The 22,243-nt window shown below is 34.7% G+C and carries 21 protein-coding genes and 2 riboswitches; of the genes, 5 read left to right on the forward strand and 16 right to left on the reverse strand.

All coding sequences use genetic code 11. The features are described from left to right. Positions 1 to 162 precede the first annotated feature (162 nt). The 5 genes from DWB61_RS16895 to DWB61_RS16915 form a co-directional block, all read right to left on the reverse strand. The gene (locus DWB61_RS16895; RefSeq protein WP_125032120.1) at positions 163 to 480 is read right to left on the reverse strand and encodes an NAD(P) transhydrogenase subunit alpha part 2; all 318 of its coding nucleotides are present in this window, start codon (positions 478 to 480) and stop codon (positions 163 to 165) included. Between the two features lie 11 nt (positions 481 to 491). Further along, positions 492 to 1,619, reverse strand: coding sequence for a Re/Si-specific NAD(P)(+) transhydrogenase subunit alpha (locus DWB61_RS16900; protein WP_125032121.1), 1,128 nt, complete (start codon positions 1,617 to 1,619; stop codon positions 492 to 494). Between the two features lie 425 nt (positions 1,620 to 2,044). Then, a complete protein-coding gene (locus DWB61_RS16905) occupies positions 2,045 to 3,130 on the reverse strand; it encodes a YncE family protein (protein ID WP_125032122.1) in 1,086 nt (361 codons plus the stop codon). Between the two features lie 10 nt (positions 3,131 to 3,140). Further along, entirely contained in the window at positions 3,141 to 5,051 is a 1,911-nt protein-coding gene (locus tag DWB61_RS16910; RefSeq protein ID WP_125032123.1) for a TonB-dependent receptor plug domain-containing protein, read from the reverse strand. An 88-nt stretch (positions 5,052 to 5,139) separates the two neighbouring features. Continuing rightward, positions 5,140 to 5,344: riboswitch (cobalamin riboswitch) on the reverse strand. 146 nt (positions 5,345 to 5,490) lie between these two features. Further along, positions 5,491 to 7,593 (reverse strand): TonB-dependent receptor plug domain-containing protein, encoded by a 2,103-nt coding sequence (locus tag DWB61_RS16915; protein WP_125032124.1) that lies wholly within the window; start codon positions 7,591 to 7,593, stop codon positions 5,491 to 5,493. A gap of 165 nt (positions 7,594 to 7,758) precedes the next feature. After that, positions 7,759 to 7,963, reverse strand: a riboswitch (cobalamin riboswitch). A 291-nt stretch (positions 7,964 to 8,254) separates the two neighbouring features. Between DWB61_RS16915 and DWB61_RS16920 the strand changes: the two genes are divergently transcribed. Both DWB61_RS16920 and DWB61_RS16925 read left to right on the forward strand, forming a co-directional pair. Beyond that, a complete protein-coding gene (locus DWB61_RS16920) occupies positions 8,255 to 9,643 on the forward strand; it encodes a metallophosphoesterase (RefSeq protein WP_125032125.1) in 1,389 nt (462 codons plus the stop codon). A 116-nt stretch (positions 9,644 to 9,759) separates the two neighbouring features. Continuing rightward, the gene (locus DWB61_RS16925; protein ID WP_125032126.1) at positions 9,760 to 10,398 is read left to right on the forward strand and encodes a DNA-3-methyladenine glycosylase family protein; all 639 of its coding nucleotides are present in this window, start codon (positions 9,760 to 9,762) and stop codon (positions 10,396 to 10,398) included. A gap of 55 nt (positions 10,399 to 10,453) precedes the next feature. Here DWB61_RS16925 and DWB61_RS16930 read toward each other — a convergent pair whose 3' ends face one another. From DWB61_RS16930 to DWB61_RS16940, 3 genes are all read right to left on the reverse strand, one after another. Beyond that, on the reverse strand, positions 10,454 to 11,242 hold the full coding sequence (locus DWB61_RS16930; protein ID WP_125032127.1) for a PhzF family phenazine biosynthesis protein: 789 nt from the start codon (positions 11,240 to 11,242) through the stop codon (positions 10,454 to 10,456). A gap of 54 nt (positions 11,243 to 11,296) precedes the next feature. Continuing rightward, entirely contained in the window at positions 11,297 to 11,833 is a 537-nt protein-coding gene (locus DWB61_RS16935; RefSeq protein WP_125032128.1) for an NADPH-dependent FMN reductase, read from the reverse strand. 130 nt (positions 11,834 to 11,963) lie between these two features. Then, the gene (locus tag DWB61_RS16940; protein WP_125032129.1) at positions 11,964 to 12,755 is read right to left on the reverse strand and encodes a hypothetical protein; all 792 of its coding nucleotides are present in this window, start codon (positions 12,753 to 12,755) and stop codon (positions 11,964 to 11,966) included. Positions 12,756 to 13,091: 336 nt separating this feature from the next. On the opposite strand from DWB61_RS16940, the gene DWB61_RS16945 reads away from it, so the two are divergent. From DWB61_RS16945 to DWB61_RS16955, 3 genes are all read left to right on the forward strand, one after another. Continuing rightward, positions 13,092 to 13,874 carry a polysaccharide biosynthesis/export family protein gene (locus tag DWB61_RS16945; protein ID WP_125032130.1) on the forward strand — a complete coding sequence of 261 codons (783 nt, stop codon included), beginning with the start codon at positions 13,092 to 13,094 and terminating at the stop codon, positions 13,872 to 13,874. A 66-nt stretch (positions 13,875 to 13,940) separates the two neighbouring features. Continuing rightward, positions 13,941 to 16,319: a GumC family protein gene (locus tag DWB61_RS16950; protein WP_125032131.1), complete on the forward strand. Its 2,379-nt coding sequence runs from the start codon at positions 13,941 to 13,943 to the stop codon at positions 16,317 to 16,319. A 12-nt stretch (positions 16,320 to 16,331) separates the two neighbouring features. Beyond that, complete coding sequence (locus DWB61_RS16955) at positions 16,332 to 16,727, forward strand: BT0820 family HAD-type phosphatase (RefSeq protein ID WP_125032132.1); 396 nt, start codon at positions 16,332 to 16,334, stop codon at positions 16,725 to 16,727. A gap of 70 nt (positions 16,728 to 16,797) precedes the next feature. Here DWB61_RS16955 and DWB61_RS16960 read toward each other — a convergent pair whose 3' ends face one another. The 8 genes from DWB61_RS16960 to DWB61_RS16990 form a co-directional block, all read right to left on the reverse strand. Further along, positions 16,798 to 17,022 (reverse strand): nitroreductase family protein, encoded by a 225-nt coding sequence (locus DWB61_RS16960; protein WP_125032133.1) that lies wholly within the window; start codon positions 17,020 to 17,022, stop codon positions 16,798 to 16,800. Next, a complete protein-coding gene (locus tag DWB61_RS16965) occupies positions 17,006 to 17,629 on the reverse strand; it encodes a hypothetical protein (RefSeq protein WP_125032134.1) in 624 nt (207 codons plus the stop codon). Before DWB61_RS16965 ends, DWB61_RS16960 begins: the two co-directional genes overlap by 17 nt. A gap of 40 nt (positions 17,630 to 17,669) precedes the next feature. Beyond that, complete coding sequence (locus DWB61_RS17630; protein WP_156190270.1) at positions 17,670 to 17,879, reverse strand: hypothetical protein; 210 nt, start codon at positions 17,877 to 17,879, stop codon at positions 17,670 to 17,672. A 131-nt stretch (positions 17,880 to 18,010) separates the two neighbouring features. Continuing rightward, a complete protein-coding gene (gene galE / locus DWB61_RS16970; protein WP_125032135.1) occupies positions 18,011 to 19,033 on the reverse strand; it encodes a UDP-glucose 4-epimerase GalE in 1,023 nt (340 codons plus the stop codon). Between the two features lie 228 nt (positions 19,034 to 19,261). After that, positions 19,262 to 19,390, reverse strand: a complete 129-nt coding sequence (locus tag DWB61_RS17910; protein ID WP_262702348.1) for a hypothetical protein — start codon at positions 19,388 to 19,390, stop codon at positions 19,262 to 19,264. A gap of 222 nt (positions 19,391 to 19,612) precedes the next feature. Continuing rightward, the gene (locus DWB61_RS16980) at positions 19,613 to 20,104 is read right to left on the reverse strand and encodes a hypothetical protein (protein WP_125032136.1); all 492 of its coding nucleotides are present in this window, start codon (positions 20,102 to 20,104) and stop codon (positions 19,613 to 19,615) included. 194 nt (positions 20,105 to 20,298) lie between these two features. Then, positions 20,299 to 20,493, reverse strand: coding sequence for a DsrE family protein (locus tag DWB61_RS17825; protein WP_197091205.1), 195 nt, complete (start codon positions 20,491 to 20,493; stop codon positions 20,299 to 20,301). Between the two features lie 66 nt (positions 20,494 to 20,559). Beyond that, the gene (locus DWB61_RS16990; protein WP_125032137.1) at positions 20,560 to 21,999 is read right to left on the reverse strand and encodes a hypothetical protein; all 1,440 of its coding nucleotides are present in this window, start codon (positions 21,997 to 21,999) and stop codon (positions 20,560 to 20,562) included. Between the last annotated feature and the right edge of the window lie 244 nt (positions 22,000 to 22,243).

Genomic DNA, 22,243 nt, shown 5'->3' on the forward strand with positions numbered 1-22,243 from the left:
CGTAAAATAAGAACTTTTATTCCTTCAGAACAAGGGGAGATGATACTCTCTCCATTGTTCTGTAAAAGTTATCATAAACTAAACTTACATATAATCACCTAAGTTGCATTGGTTACTTGAATCTAGGGATCATTATGCTTCGTGATTTTTATAATTCTGAAATCATGGACGTTTCTTCTTTTTAAACATTTCCAACATACGGTCTGTCACCACAAAACCACCTACGACATTAAGCGTTCCGAAGATGACAGCAAAAAAACCAAGTATGAGTTCCAAAGAAAGTGTCGTCGTATCGGCATGACCTACTAAAATGATTCCACCAATAATAATAACACCACTAATAGCATTGGCTCCCGACATAAGAGGTGTATGAAGAACTGAGGGAACATTGGATATGACTTCAATTCCCAAGAATATGGATAGGGCAATAACAAATATTGCCTCCTTATATGTAAAAAAATAAACGAGTATTTGTTCCATGTGTATTTGATTTAGGATTCAACAACTGATTTGACACGTTCGTTATAAATTTCACCAGAATGAGTGATACATGTCCCTTTTACAATATCATCTTCAAAATTTAGATTTAATGAACCATCTTCGGCTATCAACAACTGCAAGAAATTAAAAACATTCTTACCGAACATCTTACTGGCATCAATAGGCATTAGAGATGGGTATTCAGACTGACCAATAATCTTGACCTCGTTGTAAATTACAGTTTCACTGTTTTTTGTCAATTCGCAATTTCCACCACTCGATGCAGCCAAATCAATAATAACGGAACCTGGTCTCATCCGTTCAACGGCCTCAGTTGGAATTAAAAGTGGTGCTTTTCGACCCGGAATTTGAGCCGTACAAATAACCACATCAGCTTTAGCTGCATGATCGTTAATCACTTCTTGCTGTTTCTTCTTGAATTCCTCTGTTTGTTCCACGGCATAACCGCCCGCAGCAGAATCATCGATAGCACCTTCAACCTCTACGAATTTAGCTCCAAGGCTGTTCACTTCTTCCTTAACCGCAGCTCGTACATCAAAAGCTTCAACCTGTGCTCCTAATTTTCTGGCTATAGCAATAGACTGCAAACCAGCAACACCAGCGCCTAAAATCAAAACGGTAGCAGGACGAATGGTACCTGCTGCTGTCATAAACATCGGGAAAAAGTTAGGGAGTTCGTTGGCAGCCTGAAGTACAGCTTTATAACCGGCAACAGTTGCCATAGATGAAAGAACATCCATAGCTTGAGCTCTCGTCGTTCTTGGAATAGAATCCATACTAAAGCTGGTTATATTATTCGCTAAAAATGATTTGACCAGGTCCGTATTCCAAAGTGGATTATATTGACTCAACCAAACTTGTTTGTCACTGAGGCTTTGGATTATTTCTATACTCGGTTCACCAATTTGAACGAAAAGATCTGCCTTCTTTAAAAGCTCATCTCTACTAAATATTTTTGCTCCAGCATTACGATATGCCTCGTCGGTTTGGAAAGCTTTAGTTCCTGCCCCCTTCTCTACGTATACCTCCACTTTTGCTTGAACCAGCTTGGAGACTATCTCTGGTAAAAGAGCCACACGCTGCTCAGCGCCTTGCTCCTTCAATAATCCTAAAATCATAGGCTTTGTTTATAGTTAATTCCGATTGATATTTTTCAAAGTAGAATAGCTTCATTTATAAAGCATTGTCCTTTAAATATAACTTATAATAGGCACATTTAAAATTGCTGTCATGAACTTTTCGCAAAAACAAATTCAAATAATAGACTTTGTCCTATCTTAATTGTGCTTGAATAAGTGAATCATTGTTTAGACTCATTCTACATTAAAGCTAGATATAAAAATTAGAATACAAGCCTAAACACCTACCTATTCTTAAAGAAATATTAAAAATCACTACATCTAGGTAGTCAACTAATATGCCTTAGAAAAAGACGGAATCAGTAAACTTGATACACAGCATTCTAAAAAACAAAAAGTTAGGACAAAAAAAAAGGAACTCCCTACGGAAGTTCCCTTAATATATTGAATTGAGTTTTATGGTACTAGTTGCTAAACGTTGTTGAGTTAGGCATGCTTCCAACTGTAAATTCTTTCAACTTTTCAGCCTCATTTGAATAAACAATAACTTTACCTGCAGTTGTTGCATCAACCGCTGCACACATCCAAAGATTACCATTCTTAGGATTTACATCCATTCCGTAAAATGTTGCATCAATAAATTTTGTTATTGGTAAAGCAGTATCATTAATATTCATTGCATAAACCGCATCTGACATATAATAAACCGTCTTCTTATCTTTGCTGATCGCAATATTTTTGATTCCTGCTGTACTTAAACTAGTTAATACAAATGATGTTACCTCGTGGGTATTAGCATCAATTTTAGAAATACCAGAGTTAGTATAAGCTACATTTGGCCAGTTTGTATAATCTGCTACACCTGAACAATAAACCCAAATATCTCCATTAGCATCCTTAACCATATCCTTTGGACAAGATTTAACCGTAATGGTTTTAATCACTTTATCAGTATCAAGGTCAATCACAGAAACTGTATTATCATCATTCGACCATCCGCCACTATTTGCAACATATAATTCGTCACCTGAGATAATTAATTTTTCTGGACCTGCTCCTACAGTTATTTCAGAAGTAATAGCCATTGTATTTAAATCAATAACATGAATCTCATTATTCTGTTTTACTTGATTTGGATATGTCCCTGTTACTCCTGTTCCATTCGATAAATATGCTTTATTACCATCAATAGCAATTTCTCTTGGATAAGAAAGTCCTTCGATAGTAGCATGATGTTTTAAATCAGAAGCTGTTACAACTTCAACATAACCAGCACCTGAATCTGTAGTAACAACAATAAATACGTATTTATCGTTCGTAGCCATTGACTGAGGAAATTTCCCCAATGGAATACCATTAACAGCCTCGAAGTAGTTAAGTGTCACCTTACCTTCCGCATCAATTAAGCTAATTGATCCGTTCGTACTTCCTTCATTTAACACAAAATTTCCTTTTAATCTAGGGATCTCATTATCATCATCATCAGAACATGACACCAATGTGAAACTTGCAATCAACAATCCCAACGCAAGACTTAAAACCTTTTTCATAGCTAATTAGTTAAAAAATTATATTTACCCCAAAATGAAAAGCTCTGCCAGGCATGGGGTAAAACCTAACAATTTCATATGATTTATCCAACAGGTTTTCTACTCTTCCTGTCAGCCTAACATTTGCAAATCTTGTGTTAAAGCGATAGCCAACACTCATATCTAGGAGCACATTTTCATCAACCTTATCACCTTCCCAGGTATTCGTTTCAGAGCGAAATGTAGATAGAATTCCAAGGTTCCAATTCCCTCTAAAATAATCAGAAGAAAATTTAATTAGATGATGTGGTCGATATCCTAGAGTTTCTTGATATTTTTCACCTTCCTTATCATTGTCATAAGCATCATTATAAGCGTATTTTAAAGATGTTCGAATACTATAATTGATGTCATCTAATAAATGTGTTGCTTCAACGTCTACTCCCTGAATAAGAGATTTCCCAATATTGACAGGACTCCAAACTGTCCCAAGTACTGGTTTCCAAACAATTAAATTATCATTTTGAGCCCTATACAGATTCAGGTCTATAGTAAGACTCCCATACAAAACATTTTGACTAAGCATTACCAAACCTAATTCGTAATTCCATCCCTCTTCTGATTTCAGTTTGAGATTTCCAGCATTAATCCAGTAACGTTCATTAAAAGTTGGTCTTCTATAATGAGTCGAAGCCTTCCCTCTAACATCTATAAGATTGGGTACAAGATGAACTAAGTAACTTAAAGAGTACATATCAGGAGGATTTACCTCTGAATTCCATTCTTTACCATAGGTGAAAATAAAAGTTCCAATTTGAGGGGTATATTTAGCAGCAATCGTTAATCGTGATTCATTCTCCGTGATATTCTTTATATAATTGTTTGTAATTCCTTTCAACCAATTATATTTACCATTTACATCAACACTCCACTGATCGGATAAATACCATCTAAGGTTCATATCATTTAACCAGCGCTTTGATTCTATTTCTGAGAAAACTTTGTAACCTGTATTGTTTGCACTTCCTCTATCTGTGTATTTCAAATAATCACTTAAGTATGCTGATTTGGCCTCCAGTCTAAATTTACCCATTAGCTTCTTCCACCCTACAAAAGCCTTAAAAGAAGAATCGCGTTGTTTCTGAAAACTAACTGGTTTCCCAATGCCCATTAAACCGGCAATATTCTTTTCTTTAACTTGATACCAAACACCCAAATCGATGTAATTTTCATTAATATTTAGATGCAAGTTTTGAATGGTTCCCAAAGCTCTGTTTTGATTATGGTTTAATCGTTCTGAAGGTGAGCCAAAATCATATTTGTCCGTATAAGTAAAATCATTCTTTCCATACTGAAAAAAGGCTTGTCCTGAATAGGAAATCCATCTATTAGAGTATTTCCCATGCAGCTTGGTTTTGTAGTTTGAAAAGCTTCCCATTTCGGTCATTAATCCTACCGAAGATTTATTCTTCCAATCTGGAGTATTCGAAAGTTCAATAGCTCCACCTAGAGTTCCAGATCCGTATAAGGATGCTGTAGCACCATACACCACCTGAACATTATCAAAAGAACCGGCATTTATTAATGATAGGTCAGCAGATCCTGTAGTCAACGAATTAACCGGTATACCATTCCAATTAACTGAAGTCTGCGTCGCAGATGCACCTCTCATCCCCACTGTTGAAAGAGCTCCCAATGAACCATTTGAAGAAATATTGACTAATGAGGTTTTCTGAAGCAGGCTAGACAAATCACCACCACCATATCTCTGAATAAGAATGGAATCAATTTGCATTTTCTTTTCTGTAGTAGAAAAGTGCTGAAGTCTTGGTGCCAAAATATCAACAGTCTTTATATGAATCGTATCAACGCCAACCGTTTGCCCCCAACCATATAAGCTTACAAAGCTTCCTAACAGCACAAATAAAAATTTCAACTTCATCTTATATCTGATAAAGAAGAAAACACAAGGATAGACCAATAGAAAAGTTAATTCGATCGCCTTCCAAACATTTTCTCCGAATGTTTTGAAAAATAGGTTTGCATTGGCAGGTCTTCTGACTTACTCAACTTTTTCGGCCTTCCCATCCGCCTAAGGCGAACAGTGGCATTGTGGTGAAAAAGCTTTTTTCTGAGCTTACAGCTACGGGAACAGCTCCGGACTCACACCGGATTCCCTTTTCATCTCATCTGACAAAAGTCAGATTCACGAGAACCAATTACGCTGCAAATGTATAAAAAAAAACAAAATCAGAGGGCCTAATCTCTTATTTGTAATTGAACACCAAACACACTGTAAATCAAAACACCACAATATGCTCGTTACTTTAAAAGAGATATTCCACAATTGGAATATCCCTTTTTAAGCAAATTAATAGATTTTAGAATTGATAAGAGAACTTTGCAGTCATCGATCTACCTGGCATATTAAAGCCGTCTTTTTCGGTATAATTTTCATCTAACAAATTAGATAAGGTAAGGCCAATAGTATACTTTTCTTTAATCGTATACGAAGCTGAGTAATCGAAAATAAACGAAACGGGATGACGTAAAATCAAATCTGTCACATCAGTACGAACGGGATACCAAGTGTACCAATTATCTTCATATCTATGTCCAATATAACGAGCATTTAATCTGGTCCTAAACTTACCCAGGTTATCATACTCTATTCCCATATTGGCATTATTATCTCTGACATACCTCATATGCCCTTCTGCAGTCTTCCCATCTACTTCATAGGCAACTTTTGCATCAATTATATGAGTATAGTTGATATAGGCTTTTAGTGAATAATCGTAATCACTTAAATTTCCAAAGTCGTAAGAAGCCGTTATTTCAATACCATCCATATCAGCTGAGTTCGCATTTTTGAATGTTTTAAATTCGTCGCCATTGTATGGTGTTCCATCCGGGTCTTCAGTATATGCAACAATCATATTCTTATGATGAGTTTTGAAATAAGTAAAATCAAAGTTGATTCCTTTGCTGAAATTACTGAACTCCAAACCAATATCAAAGGTATTGCTCTGCTCCTGTTTCAAATTAGGATTCCCCTTTGTTGTACCATAAGCATTCTTGTATAATCCTGCAACCTGAAAGGCATCAGGTGCAAAAAAGGCATTCCCCCAACTTGAATGAATTTTAAATCCTTCCAGTATTTCATACTTGCCACCTATATTTTGTGTAAAAACTGAGTATTCTTCAGATTTAGCTTCATTGACAAGCAGTTCATTAGCTTCTAGCTTGAATTTCACAAAATCGTATCGCGCACCAAATGCCAGATTCAATTTACCATCTAAAGTTTTTGTATTAATCTGAGCAAAAACACCAGTCGCAATATTCTTATATTTAGGCGTGGATGGCGCACTGACCAAACCGTCTTTATCCCAATTACTACTCTCGTAAACATCATGTTTATTATCGATTCCAAATGCTAAGGAGTGTTCACCAACTATAAAGGCGTCTTTTAGTAGAAATCCATAGTTAGTATAAACATTTTCTGAATTTCCATAAACCGAATTATAGTTGGTCGTTTCCTCTTTCGTGTGAAATGGTGAAAAGCTTAAGTTGTGAATGCCTATTTTACCTAGAATATCTGCTCCGGTTCCATATTTCTCAATATCCTTTGAATTCTTTCCATAAACATGCCAGAAAGAACCTGGAGTTTCAATTCCATTAGCAATAAAAGCGGATTGATTGATATTAATTTTCCAATCATCACTCAATATAAAACCTAAACGAGCATTTATATTCTGACGTTCAAATTGAGAGTGCTCCATCCTTTTTCCATAAGATTCAGGATCTAAAATTTCTTTTGCATCCTTTTTCCCAAGAAAATTCTTCTTTCCAATTTTATAATCTTTTCCTTGATTCTGATAATTATAACTCATATCAAAATCTAATGACTCAGAAAGTTTCCCTCCCACTGTCATTGATCCATTAAAGGTTTCGAAACTCCCGTATGAAAGATTTATATTTCCGGATAAATCATTGACACTCTCTTTTGTCACAATATTAATAACACCAGCCATTGCTGAGGATCCATACTGAGCTGAAAAAGGACCTTTTAAAATTTCAACACGTTCAACATTCGACATATCAATTGTTGCTATGTTTTTTGTTCCAGCAGGTTTCCCATTTATCAACAGAACATTGTATTTATTGGATGTAGATGGGGCAAAACCACGCATACTAATTGATGCTGATATCCCGGGATATTGAATAATATCAACACCAGCCGTTTTTTTCAGTAATTCCCCCATGTTTGAAGCTGGAGTAGCTTCAATAACTCTTCTGGTTACGACTTCTACCTTCTGAGGCAAGTCCTTAACTTTTGCCCTAACACGTGAAGCATTAATTTGTACTTCGTTTAGATTCAAATGACGAACCGAAGTGGTATCGACCACAGGTTTATCATCAGCTTGAGATGCAAAATTCATAAATGAAAGCAATGCAAAAGCTGTTAAAAATGTTCTTTTCATGTTTGATTTTAATAAATGAAAAATATTTTAACTAATGCAATGCAAACAGGGAGCTAAAAGAAAATTTCACAACATGACACAAAGGATCAGTTATGGCAGATCAATCCTTCTTATCTATGCTGATATTATTTTCATTCACTTGCTCTTTTTCCCGAAAGCAATGACTTGTATTGATTGCAAAGGCAGGTCTTCTGACTTGTTCTACTTTTTGAGGCCTTCCCATCCGCCTGAGGCGAACAGTGGCATAGGTCGTTCAAAAAGCATTTTTAGAACTTACAGCTACGGGTATAGTTTCGGATTCACACCGAATTCCCTTTTCATTTCAATCCTGTATTATGAGGGCTGAAATACCAAATGCAGTGCAAATATAGATAAAAAACCGACTTATAAACATAAAGGCAAAACAAAATCAATAAAGTGTTCGACACCAGTAAAATACACTCCAAACACAAAGTAAACAACACTTGATTCTATTAAAACTGATGATAAATCAACACAAATTCGGTCAGACATATTTCAATAAATATTGAAGATGAATAGTCTGAATAAAATAGATTTATTATCCTTGCATGTCGCTTTTTAATAATGTCTTCAAGTTAAAAACAAGCTAAATTATCACTTAAAAAATGACTCAACCTTAAACCCATAAAAAACACAACACATGCTTAAAATCTTTATCAAAGGATTCCTCTTTTCATGCTTATTGGCAATGTTATCATGCACACCCAATAAGGACAGTGTAGAACTTATTCAGGCCATCAATAAACGACAAACAGAAACTGCTCTTGACTTAATCGAAAAAGAAGTTGGTTTAGATGCTCGAGATACCTTAGGGCTTACTCCTATTCATTGGGCGGCGAAAAGAGCCTTGCCTAAAGTAACCAAAGCACTCTTAAATAAAGAGTGTGATATAAATGCCGTAAACTACGAAGGATATACAGCTTTAAATTATGCGATAAGAGCTAATAGTGCTGAAAACTTAGAATTTCTTCTAAAAAAAGGAGCTGTTGTTTATAAAAATGGATTGCAAAATTTAAGTGATGGTCCATTTGTTGATCGAACTCAAGATGGACTTTATGCCTACTATTTAAAGCACGATTCAATTGAAAGCAAATCATACTTAACAGGAAAGTTCTTAGATCAAAAAACGAATTCGTTCAAAGGTTGGGCTGGTGATACATGTTCCTACACCATAAGAGAAAGTCAAACTCCAAACTGGCAAATCAAAACTCAGGAACCCATTTTTGTATTAGGTGATATCCATGGGCAATTTGATAGAATGATAAACAATTTACAAAGCCATGGTATTATAGATAAACAACTAAAATGGAATTGGGGTAAGGGTCATTTGGTATTTGTTGGTGACATTTTTGATAGAGGAAATAAGGTGACTGAAACCCTTTGGTTCATTTATCATTTGGAGCAGGAAGCAGAAAAAGCAGGCGGTCAAGTTCATATTACTTTCGGGAATCACGAACTGATGGTTCTCAATAAGGATAACAGATATATCGCTCAAGAATATAAAAATCTATGCAACAATCTGGGCTTAGACTATGATGATCTTTTTCATCCGAATTCGGTATTGGGCGAATGGTTACGTTCTAAGAATTCAATGACTAAAATTAACGATGTTCTTTTTGTACATGGAGGTATCTCTAAAAAACAAGTTGAATATGGCCTTAGCTCTGAACAAGTTAATGAGCTTATGAGACAATATTTAGTAGCAGGTTCGAATGCTGAAAATGAAGAAGACTACACACAAATATTGAAATCATTCGGCCCATTTTGGTACCGTGGTTATTTTATGGAAAGTTCAAAATATAAGAAAATCACAGAACAAGAACTTGATGGAATTCTTGAAAAGCTTACTGTCTCAAGAATTGTAGTTGGACATACAGAAAACGAAATCCTAAGCTCAAGTTTTAATGGGAAAATTATCGATGTAAATATTCCTTTAGCTGATGATTCTATACCTAATCAAGCCTTGCTGATTGAAGATGGAAGATTCTATCACTTAAGTGAAAATTCAGATAAGAAATTATTGAAATAGAGCAGACTAAAGTCTATCAAGAAGCCTCAAAGATTTATCTGTCTTTGAGGCTTTTTAACAGCAGAAGAAAATCAGCTATCTTAGACTGGACATTATGCCACAATTAAAACTAAGTTATGGACTACTATAAATACGGAGAAACTGAACTTAAATACCTTAAAAGTAAATGTGATAAACTTTCGGCTGCTATTGACCGCATTGGTATGATTGAACGTGCTGTTTTACCTCAGCCATTCCATGCCCTTATCTCAAGTATAATCAGTCAGCAAATTTCGACCAAAGCAGCTGACACGGTTAAAACCAGACTTCAAAAGTTAATTGGAGATATCAGTGCTGAAAATATTTTGAATGCCAGCCATGAATCCATTCAATCCTGTGGCATGAGTAATAGAAAAGTCACATACATCAAAGGAATCGCAGAAGCTGCCCATTCAGGTGTCGTTGACTTCGATAAGTTACATGAATTAAGCAAGGATGAGATTATTAAGAAACTAACTGCTCTGAATGGTATTGGCGTTTGGACAGTTGAAATGCTCCTTATTTTTTCACTCTCTCGTCCCGATGTGATCAGTTATGGCGATCTGGGCATTCGCAATGGCATGATGCACCTTTATGGGTTAGAGTCTCTTTCTAAAAAGGAATTTGAAGTTTATCGTAAGCGATTTATGCCCTACAATACGGTTGCCTCTCTCTACTTCTGGGCACTCGCTAGAGAAGCTTCGTTTAATGAATCGAAAAAACCACCTGAGAAGTAGGTGGTTTATATTGCTTATTATTAATCTGAACTCATAAATCAAGAATCATAAATTATCATGAAGTCCAAAGACTACCAACAGAATAGGTCTTAGCTCTTCCACTGATCCAGACTCTATCGCCTTTATTTACACATTTGAGTTTACCTCCACGCTCAGAAATTTGTTTGGCATTCATCTCTTTTTTATTCAATTTTTCACTCCAATATGGCGTTAGCGAACAATGAGCCGAGCCAGTAACAGGATCTTCTAAAATAGATGCTTGAGGTGTAAAAAATCGGGATACGAAATCACAGTCATCTCCCTTGGCAGTTACAATTACGCCACCAGGATCAAGATTAATTTGATCAAACACCTGCCTATCGATATTAATATTTCGAATATCAGCCTCAGAATCATAGACCAAAACATAATCCCTTCCTTTTAAAACTTGAATCGGTTGAATGTTTAAAGCATCTTTAATTTGTTGAGGTAATTCAGCTTTAATTGGCATTCTTGAAGGAAAATCCAAAGTATATAAACCCTTCTTAGCACTTACAATCAAATCACCACTTAAACTTTTAAAAACAATTTCATCATTGGGATAATCCAAGAATTCTTTCAATACGAAGGCACTTGCCAAAGTCGCATGGCCACATAAATCCATCTCCACGTCTGGAGTGAACCAACGTAAATAGACATTCTCTTCATTTATAATAAAGAAAGCCGTTTCAGGAACCGCATTTTCTTTCGCAATTTCGAATAAAAGTTTGTCGGGCAACCAACTTGTAAGCGGAACAACACAGGCGGGATTTCCACCAAAAACGGTGTCGGTAAAAGCATCTATCTGATAAAGATCTAATTTCATTATAATTTTTATTGATTTATGAATACACCAATTTTTGCCGCTTAATTGAAGTCATTATAGTACTTCCTGAAATCGCTTGAGTTCCGTGTAAAATTCTTCTCGCAAGCTAGAGTCTTTAATGCCTTCTTCATTTGAGAAATTCTCATAAAAAGAAGGTAGTGAAAAGTTTAAAATAGGTTTCTTATTAGCACGCTCATATCTTGCAGTCGCCATGGCTAATACTGATTTTCCTCCGTAGCTACCTGGCGATGTAGCCATCAATAACATGGGTTTGTTTCCCCATACATCCGATTCGATTCGAGAAACCCAATCGTATATATTTTTATAAGCTGCCGAATAAGCACCATTGTGTTCTGCAAAAGAAATTAGAATGCCATCGGCCTCAAGAATAAGAGCTTTAAATTGATGCGCCAATTCAGGAATTCCCGATTCAGCTTCCCTATCAGCGCTATAGATTGGCATTTCATAATCATTCAAATCCAAAAGCTCAAAGTCTACATTTTTCAATTCCTTCGATGCATAATGCGCTAAAGTTCTATTAATTGATTTTGTGCTATTACTAGCTCCAAGAGATATTATTTTTTTTTTCATGAAGTGTACTTTATAATTTATGAACAGAATCAATAAAACGACTCTTCTTTAAAGATAGAAAAACAGGTCTAAAAGACTCGGTTTTCAAGTTGAAATCAATATCAGTTTAATTGATATGCGGATAGCAAAATCACTCCCACCACTTCATCTCTTCTTCTTTAATCGCTTGATCAATTTCGTCTGACGAATAGTCTATAAAATCGTCGGCTAATCTCAATTCATCTATTTTGTAGTTTTTAGGGACTTTTATAAAAGTATTCAGGTTTGAGAGGACATAAGTTTTCCACCCCTTGTCCATATACTTGAAATTAAATAAATAGAATGCCTTGTTATAATGCTTAAATAAGTCTTCATTCTTTGATAGAGGAATCTGAAATCCCCAAGAACAATACTTAGGTTTTGATTTATCGTAATTAGCCCAATTCCCAAAAAAGGAGTTGAATTCTTCTTGCCCAAACCAAGTATCATTTAAAATAGGACCATTGGGAGATTTGTCAAACATACTTTTAAAAACACCAGTAAACCGTCCAACATGCTTTTGATCTGGATTCTCATTCAGTTGATATCTTCCATATACAATGCCTCCCGACAGGTCAGGTTCATGACAATCTCTTTTCGTTTCGTTAAGTATCATAATCTGTTCGACAATCATATAACCATCAAAATCACAAACATTATTCAAAACCCTAGACTTCCCCTTCACGTGATATTTAAAGGGAGACTCATGATCTTTAGATATCTCTATAAAACGAATTTCAATTCTTTGATTATTATCGCCAATAGTTCCCTGAAAAGTTCTCCCATACCATAATTGACAATAATCCAACCTAATATTTTCCTGAGTGGCTTCTGTATAACAATCTTGTGCAAAAATTGACAAGCTTAAAGATAAAAGCATTAAGGTGTGGACTAAATTTCTCATAATTTCTATATCAACTGACTTTGATTATAAATTAAACTGGCAGTCTATCAAATTTATGAAAATCAAATCTGTAAACAAAAAAAACTTAAAAATGAACATAACTTAATGTTTTATTTTAATAATAATATCCTTATGCAAGCATAAATCAGCGTTCGAATAAAAACTCACAACCAGCAGATTAATCTTCAAAAAACAGATTATACGTCAACGCTTAACACACATTAATCAATAAACAAACTTGACAGGAAACTATAATCAATAAGATTCTTACTTTCGCAATCCGCATAAAGGCAGATCAACAACATCCCATTATACATAGTCATTACAATACTACTCATGAATAAATTTTATTTAGTAAGCTTTACAATAATTCTCATGGTATTATTATTTTCTTGCAAAACAAGTAAGAATTTAGTTTACCTGAATAATACCGTTGATCAAGAAGTCCTTCCCGATCTAACCAAACATGAATCTATATATAAGATAAAGATCAACGATAATCTTTTTGTTGACATCCAATCCTTGAGTCCTGAAATCAATGCAGTCTTTAATCCATCCCAAGGATCAGGGCCTCAAAGTGGAACCCAGCAAAACTATGGACAATTGTCCGGACAATATTTAAATGGTTTTCTTGTAGATCAAAGGGGAAACATTAATTTACCTATAATAGGACAAGTTAATCTTGTAGGAAAAAGTTTGGACGAAGCTCGCCAGTTCATTCAAACAAAATCTGATGAATATATAAAAGATGCTACAGTTAAAGTAAAATTATTAAGCTTTAAAATTACTGTAATGGGTGAAGTTAAAAATCCAGGTGTATACTATAACTACAACAGCCATTTAACGGTCCTAGAAGGCATTAGTATGGCAAGTGGAATAACCGATTATGGGCGTATAAAAAAAATCCTGGTCTTACGCCCACTGGAGAAAGGCAACAAGACATATCGATTAGATTTAACAAATAAAAATTTCCTCAATTCGGATGCTTTTTTTCTTCAACCCAACGATGTTGTTTATGTAGAACCCGATAAATATAAAAATGTGAAATTAAATTCGCCTATGTACTCTCTACTTTTATCCACGATTTCAACATTGATACTGATTTTTAATGTACTCTAGCTTCGTAACATTTTCGTCAAGTCATAAACAAGTATCATTCCCCAAAAATTGAAAAAACATTCCAGTATGCAATCAAATAATAACTTAAGCATAACTAATGAAGATGAAATTGATCTTAAAGCGATCTTCTTTCGATTACTATCAAAATGGCACTGGTTTGTCCTTTGTGGCTCTTTAGGAGTTTTACTAGCTTTCTTTTTTAGTCGTTTTTCTCAACCTATTTATGATATAAAAAGTGTCATGTTAGTTCAAGAAGAATCAAACAGTATGGGAGTTGAAAACCTTTTTGAAGGGATGGAACTAGGAGGAAAAACCAATATTGAAAATCATATTGGAATACTAAACTCATACACCATAAATTTACAAACACTAGAAAACCTAAACTGGAGAACAACCTGGTATAAAAAAGGGACTTTCAAAGATACTGATTTATACAAAAACACACCTTTCATCGTAACTGAGAATAGTCAAAATAATTTAGCTGACATCCGAATTTCAATTACTACCATAGATAATAATTCTTATCACGTAAAAGTTGATGATAAATTTAATGATGGTACTACAACTTATCCTATTGAGTTCGAATCAATAGGTCAGTACGGTTTGCCTTTCAAAAATGAGTTCTTTGATTTTACTTTAGAAAAAAAGGGTCCTATTTTACCTTCTGAGTATTATTTCGTTTTTAATGATACCGAGCTAATGACTTTAGATTACGTTGAAAAAACAAATGTAAGTTTAGTTGATAAAAATGCGGAATTAATTCAGCTACAAATGCAAGGCAATACACCTTCTCGTGTTGTGGATTATTTGAATGAACTATGCAATGTTTACATTCAATTTGGGCTAAAGAAAAAAAATCAGATTTCATTCAATACTGTACGTTTTATAGATGAACAAATAGAAGGCATCGTTGATTCATTAAGGGTAGCTGGTAAAAACTTCACAGATTTCCGTTCAAAAAAGAAATCAATTGATTTAAGTCACGAAGCCCAATTAATTCTAGAAAAAGTTGGCGAGTTAGAAAGTGAGCAAGCAACACTTAATTTTCAATTAGATTATTTTAAAAATCTTCTTAATTATATGGGAGATGCTGATAAAATGGAAAAGATAGCAGCCCCTTCTGTTGTTGGAATAATAGATCCAGGATTAAATGCACAAGTTGTAAAGTTAGGAGAACTCTATAGCAAGAGATCGACTCTTTCCTATATTGCTAAAGAAAAAAATCCGAGTTTAATAATGCTCAATAATGAGATCCAAAATGTTATTAATTCATTAGAAGAGAACTTAAAAAACCTACTCTCCAGCGCAGAATCTCAAGATCGATTTCTTAAGAATAGAAAAGATCAAATTACAATGAGACTTGCAGGCTTACCAGAGACAGAACAAGAAATGGTGAACATTAAACGAAGATTTGATCTGAATAATGAACTCTATACATTCCTATTGAAAAAACGTGCTGAAGCGGCTATAACAACTGCTTCAAATATTTCTGATGCTCAAGTCATTGATGTTGCAAGAGTTCGAACAGCAAAAAAAGTAGGACCGAAAACACTCCTTACTATTGTTGTCGGATTAATGTTAGGTTTAATGCTTCCTCTATTTTTTATATTGATAAAGGATGTTTTTAATGATAGCATAAAATCTAAAGAAGATCTTGAAGGCTTAACGACTTTACCAGTTATTGGTGAAATTGCTCATAATAATTATAAAAATGAATTGGCAATCCTAGAGCACCCTCGTTCAGGCCTTGCTGAATCATACAGAGGACTGAGAACAAACCTACAATATTTATTCAAAGGTGATTTACAAAAGGTTATAGCTATTCACTCAATGATTCCAGGAGAAGGTAAAACTTTTAATTCTGTGAATATTGCAACAATCATTGCTATGGATAATAAAAAAGTTCTGCTGGTTGGTTGTGACCTTCGTAAACCTAGATTACATGATATTTTTGGCATATCAAATTCTAAGGGACTATCGACCTATTTAATTGGTCAGCATACTTTAAACGAAGTAGTAAATCAATCTCAGATCAATAATCTCCATTTTGTCAACTCAGGGCCAATTCCTCCAAACCCGGCCGAATTATTAGGGAATGAAGATTTTCAAACTTTTATTAATGAAGCAAAAAAAGAATATGATTATATCGTCCTTGATAATGCACCCGTTACTCTTGTAACTGATGGAAAATTAACGGGTAAATATGCAGATGCTAATCTATTTGTTCTTCGTCAAGGCTATAGCCGACGAGATCAAATCAAATTCATTAATCAACTAGCACAGAATGACGAAATCAACCATGTTGGAATGATTTTAAATGATGCAATTCATAATGGTCATGGTAATTCATACGGAAGTTATGGTTATGGCAATGGATATTATGATGAGGACCATGAAGCTAAAAGTTGGAGAAATAAATTGACATCTACCTTTTCTAAAAACTAAACATTTACAAGCATGATAATAGCAATTGATTTCGACGGAACTATTGTAGAACAAAAATATCCTCGAGTTGGAAAAGAAATTCCTTTTGCAACATCAACACTAAAAATGTTACAAGAAAAAGGTCATCAACTCATTTTATGGACTTACCGTTCAGGTAAAGAACTTGATGATGCCGTAGAGTTTTGCCACTCAAAAGGTCTAGAATTTTACGCTATTAACAAAAATTATCCGGAAGAGATTTTTGAAGGCAATATCAGTCGCAAAATAAAAGCTGACATGTATATTGACGATATGAATTATGGTGGTTTACCTGACTGGGGTGAGATCTATTTGAATATTACGAATCCCAATAATAATAAATCAAAAGAGAAAAAACGCAAGAAAGGCTTAGCCAGAATATTTGGTTAAAAATACGATACAAAGATGTAGCAATGGAGCTATATCTTTGTATCAAAACCTTAAAAACTGCATTCGACAATTAGTCGATTATCAAATCTTCTATTGGGCGTCTTTTTTTTGCAGAAGTAAATTCATCGGGATAACCAATTGGTAGAACTACCACGGGATAAAGATTCTTATCCCACCCGAAGTGCTCTCGTTTGGCTTTCACATCAATTGAAACAAATGCAGGATCTCCTCTATAACGAATCACATCCAAATCAGCATTTAGAATCAAACGTTCTGTTTCAAGAATGAACTTCATGACCAATTTGAATCTTCATTTTTAATTTCCCGACCAAGGCATATAATTTCTTAATTATAGCTTCATCTAATAACCATTGTTCAGTAATATAAATTCCTAGGGTAGACTTATTTTTCAATTCTGATACAATTCCTACATCGATATGATTTACACAAAACTTTAATCTGGGATCTAACTTAAAAATATCTAAAAGTAAAGATTGAGTACCTTGACTATAAAAAAGTTTTCCCGATGATCTTTCATCATTTTCTACAATAATCACCTTAGAATCAAACTTCTTCGACTGTGTTGTAAATTCACTCTTTTTAAAAAACGGATTCACTTTGTCCAGAATATTCTTCTGACGAACCTGAATAAGAGTTGATAATGGAAATTCAATTGGAAAAAAGAATCCGCTGTACATGGCATTATCACCTATTGCAAGCATATCGCAATAACTAACAAAATAGGGCTCATCATTTGTCGTGCCTGATATGATAACGTGTTGCTTAACCAGATTACGAGGATTTATCCCACTTGCGACATATGTTTTATCATCAAAGTCAATCTCACGATTGGTTTTATTTGCAAACTCTTTTAATTCTTCAACAGCTGTTTTTTCTTCCATTATCTTAATTCTTAACAATCATTATTATTGATATAGATGACTAGGTAAACCGTCTTTTCCCTTGCATGTAAGACCTTCTTCGATGTAAGCGATCAGGCTTTGGTTTGGTTAATAGATAAATTGTTGGACCAATCACAGGAGGTATAAATGCTAATATTAACCTAAAAACACCTTGTCTTTCTTTGATATTGGAAAAGGCATCAATAATCACATAAAGATGCAAGGCTGATACCGATAAGTACACAAACATATTCATCATATTAAATTTACATAAATCTAAAAATAATATCTCATTATTAAGCCTATCAATTTTAAAAATCTCTACAAAAAAACGCCTATCAAATAAATGACAGGCGTTGAGTTTATGTATTAAGAAAAATATTACTTACCAATATGTTCTTGCCATTTCCAGGCTGAAAGAAGTGTTTCATCAAGTGTGCTTTCAGCTTTCCAACCCAGTTCTTCGTTAGCAAAAGTGGTATCGGCATATATTTGCTCAATATCACCTGCACGACGAGCCACAATTTTATGAGGCACTTTCTCTCCTGTTGCTCTTTCGAATGATTCAATAATTTCTAGTACAGAAACACCATTTCCAGTACCCACATTAAAATATTCGCAATTGGCCTTATTCTTATTATTCAACAGACGCTCAATGGCCACAACATGTGCCTTTGCCAAATCCACAACGTGAATATAATCACGAATAGCCGATCCATCAGGTGTATTGTAATCATTACCAAAAACGCTTAATTCAGAGCGAATACCTGCTACAGTTTGCGTTAAGAATGGAATTAAATTATTAGGAACACCAAGAGGTAACTCACCAATTTTAGCTGTTTCATGAGCACCAATTGGATTAAAATATCTTAAGGCAATTCCTTTCAACTCTGGGTAAGCATTTATAGTATCACGAATAATATCCTCACAAATACTCTTTGTATTACCATAAGGGGATTCCGCTTCTTTACGAGGCGTTTTCTCGGTTACAGGCAACTTATCTGGTTGACCATAAACCGTACACGATGATGAGAATACAAGATTAGGCACCTTATAATCAATCATGCATGACATGATATTCATCAATGAATTCAGATTATTATTATAGTACATTAAAGGCTTCTCAACGGACTCTCCTACTGCCTTTGATGCTGCGAAATGAATGATAGCTTCTAAATTGGTATACTTTTTAAAAAAATCGTTAACCTTTTGCTTATCAGTCAAATCAAATTCCTCAAACTTAGGTTGTACACCTGAAATTTCTTTGATCTGTTCCAATACCTCAATCTTCGAGTTGGACAGATTGTCCACAATGACCACATCGTATCCGTTCTTCTGCAGTTCAACAACTGTATGTGATCCAATAAAACCCGTTCCACCGGTAACAAGAATTTGTTTACTCATGTCTAATGTTTTTTTACTTGTTTCTAATGATAGTGTTTAGTTCTAGTTCTATTTATTTTCACCACACAATAGACGCTTAAAACAGTCCTTCAAAGAAACAATTTTTCTCTTATACTTTCTTAATAAAAATGAATTCTTTCCAACATAATTTTGATGAAATTGAGTTCCGACTAGGTGCAAACGTTTTAAAATTCTTAAGATCGTTTCTTAAACTCTTATATCAACATTTTATATAAACTCATCATCTCTTTCTACTTTAGCAATACGAGTCTTAAAACTTTTGTACCAATCCTTACGTCCTTTTTCACGATCAATCGAATAATCTGCATTTTCTTTCCATCTTTTAATGGCAGCCAAATCACGCCAATAAGAAACAGTAATACCTACATCCTCTCTGGCACTCTCTACTCAAAAAAAACCGTCTTGCTGTTCAGCTAGTTCAAGCATTAAATCTACCATTACAGAATAACCTTTATCTCTTTCTGTTCTAATAAATGTAAAAATTACAGTCTAAAAAGGTGGTTTGGGTGTTTTAGCAATCAGATCTATTTTATTCTGATATTTGTTTATAGTATAAGACTAAAAACCATAGCCAATATGAAGCCCAAAACTGATATGATAATCTTCTGGGTCGTAAGCAAAGCCAATAGTGGGTCCAATGTGAAAATGATGAAACACAAATTCATAAACAGCCTCAAGATGTAAAGCCAAGTTTAGCTCTGAAGGTTCTTCATCCTCAAAGGTAATACCGGGAGAAAAACTAAAACTTAATCTGTCAATAGGTCTGTAACTCCCAACTATACCAAAAGTATTATGCTTGTGCTCATTAAATAGTCGTTCATACCCTACACCTAATCCAAATTTTGAATCTTGGACCATGCGTAGATAATGCAGATGAACGCCATATGCCATTGCTTTTTCTTTGACTAAATACACCGGTGCATTTACGATTCCAATTTCATTTTTAGCATGATGGTGGTGATGATCATTGTCGCTATGCGTGTGTGTTTGTGCTATTAAGTTCGTTACAAAAATTGTTAATAATAGACTTAGGCTTAATTTAATCTTCATTCTTGATTCTTTCTAAAATTATTTACTTATTTAATTTAAAAGGTCAACACCTTATCACTATCAACGACCCAATCAGCCAACGCCTCCAGTGTCGATTTATTCGCTCATTTAAAGTATGCATGGTTTTTATAAATACCACATCGGGCATTGCATGTAGCGCAGACTCACCTCCACATTCTTTGCAATCAACTCTTTTAGCATTTGCGACAAGTCCTGATCATAGCCAAGAGGTGTTTACAAGCATCCCTTGCCATATCCACAGCATCATTCAATAAGAAAATGCGTACCTCTTCGCCTTTACTTCTTAAAGTTTCAGCAAGTCGAAGGCCATTCCATGTCACATCGGTATTATCGTAGGCTTCTCTATTAAACACAATTAAAATGTTCATCTGGGGTATTTATAGTTTAGCTTTAAAGCGTACCAAAGTTATAAAATGGAAAATAACAAACAAATGCTAAACCTGACTATTCCTTTTCCGTAACCATCCCCCCTTGACTTTAGGGGATTTGGCAAAAGCAAGCTTAAGTTTCCGGCTAGAATAAACAAAAGGAAAAACTAATACTGCGGCCAGACTTGCAAATACAAAAAACAGCTTATTTTTCTGCCAATGCTCTCTTAAGGATTTGGCTTTTACCTTTTCTGGTTTAATCACAGCAGGTTCCGGCAGTTGTGGCAACTCAACTTCAGATTGTTTTAAATAATCGAGAAAACCATTCATATTGGCATTCTGCAAGGCATCAATATCCAAATCACAATCTTTCAGATTCATGATTTCTGGTATCCCTGCCTGTTCAAATAATTTTAATAATTGAGGCTGGTGAGCATGATCGACCTGAAGCAGTGTACTCAATCGATCTATCTTCCAGTAGGAAATATCAGAACGTTTCAAGCCTGTTATTTCTTTTAATTTATCACCTTCAGGCGTGCACGAGTGCGTAATAAACAAAAAAGATCGCACCACAAGTTCATCGCCAAAAACATTACAAATCAAATAGCCAACCTTTATATCATACACTTTTAAAGGCAATAACAAATAGTCTTTATAATGCTCAAAGGCCTTAATAGCCACAGTATTCTGCCACAGAATATGATTTAGAGTCATTTGATCGAACACATCCAATCGCTCTTTCAAACGATTTAAGGCATGCGACTGAATAAACATAGCTAAGGCCTCTTCTTTACCCTGATAATAATCGCCCAACAAAGCCTTGGAAACTTTCACCCACTGCATTTGCCCCGATGCTTTGGAAGCTCCAAGTTTAAAAACAGGACGTAACTTATTATGGATATTTAATTTCTTTTGGATAGAGTAACAGGCTGATACAATAGGAACATGACAATTCACTTCTGTACCAACTGCATCCTGACAGGCCATCATCTCAAAGGAATAATACTTTTTACGAACATCACTCATTTGAGTCACAATCTTCATAAAACTGGATATATAATAATTATGAGCGAGGTCAACAAATTCCTGAGCTTCAGCATCTCCTTCCATGTGGAATTCTTTTTTCAGAATGGCTTTGCGCTCTTCAGAATCAACAACCTTTTCAATAACATATTGAAATACAGCAAAAACATTGTATTCAACAACTGATAGAAGCAAGTAATCAAAATCCAAATCTTCTTTACGTATCATTTTCTGATACATCTTATTGATCTGCCGCAGTTCTTTACTTGTCACCATATTGTCTTTGGCACGACGAGGCGATTTTACATGATAAAGTAAGCGATACATTATAATTAACTCATCATCATGAAGTAAATGCATGGGGGGTTCAAAGCCCAAATATGCTTTTAGGAAGACTCGCAATTGTTTCTCAAAAATAAAATAGGCATCAGCCGACTCAGAATGCCAAAGCTTCTCCTTTATTTGCTGCTGATGTGTTGCCATTTAAGCTCCTTTTAATATTTATCAATTAAAAACTACGACTCGTTTTTCTTATAAATAATGTTCGCACCAGGTATGCTTAGTTGTTGTGTACAATAAATTTTATTTACCTAATAATTCAACGGTTGATGGTATGGCCAGTAAGGGAGAGCGGAGTGATAACTTATCAGTGTACATTGAATTTGATGCGAGTTAAAACCAACGCATACCTCTCAAACCCTTATTGGCTATACCATATGTTAGGTGC

The organism is Ancylomarina euxina, assembly GCF_003863355.1.
Classification (GTDB): domain Bacteria; phylum Bacteroidota; class Bacteroidia; order Bacteroidales; family Marinifilaceae; genus Ancylomarina; species Ancylomarina euxinus.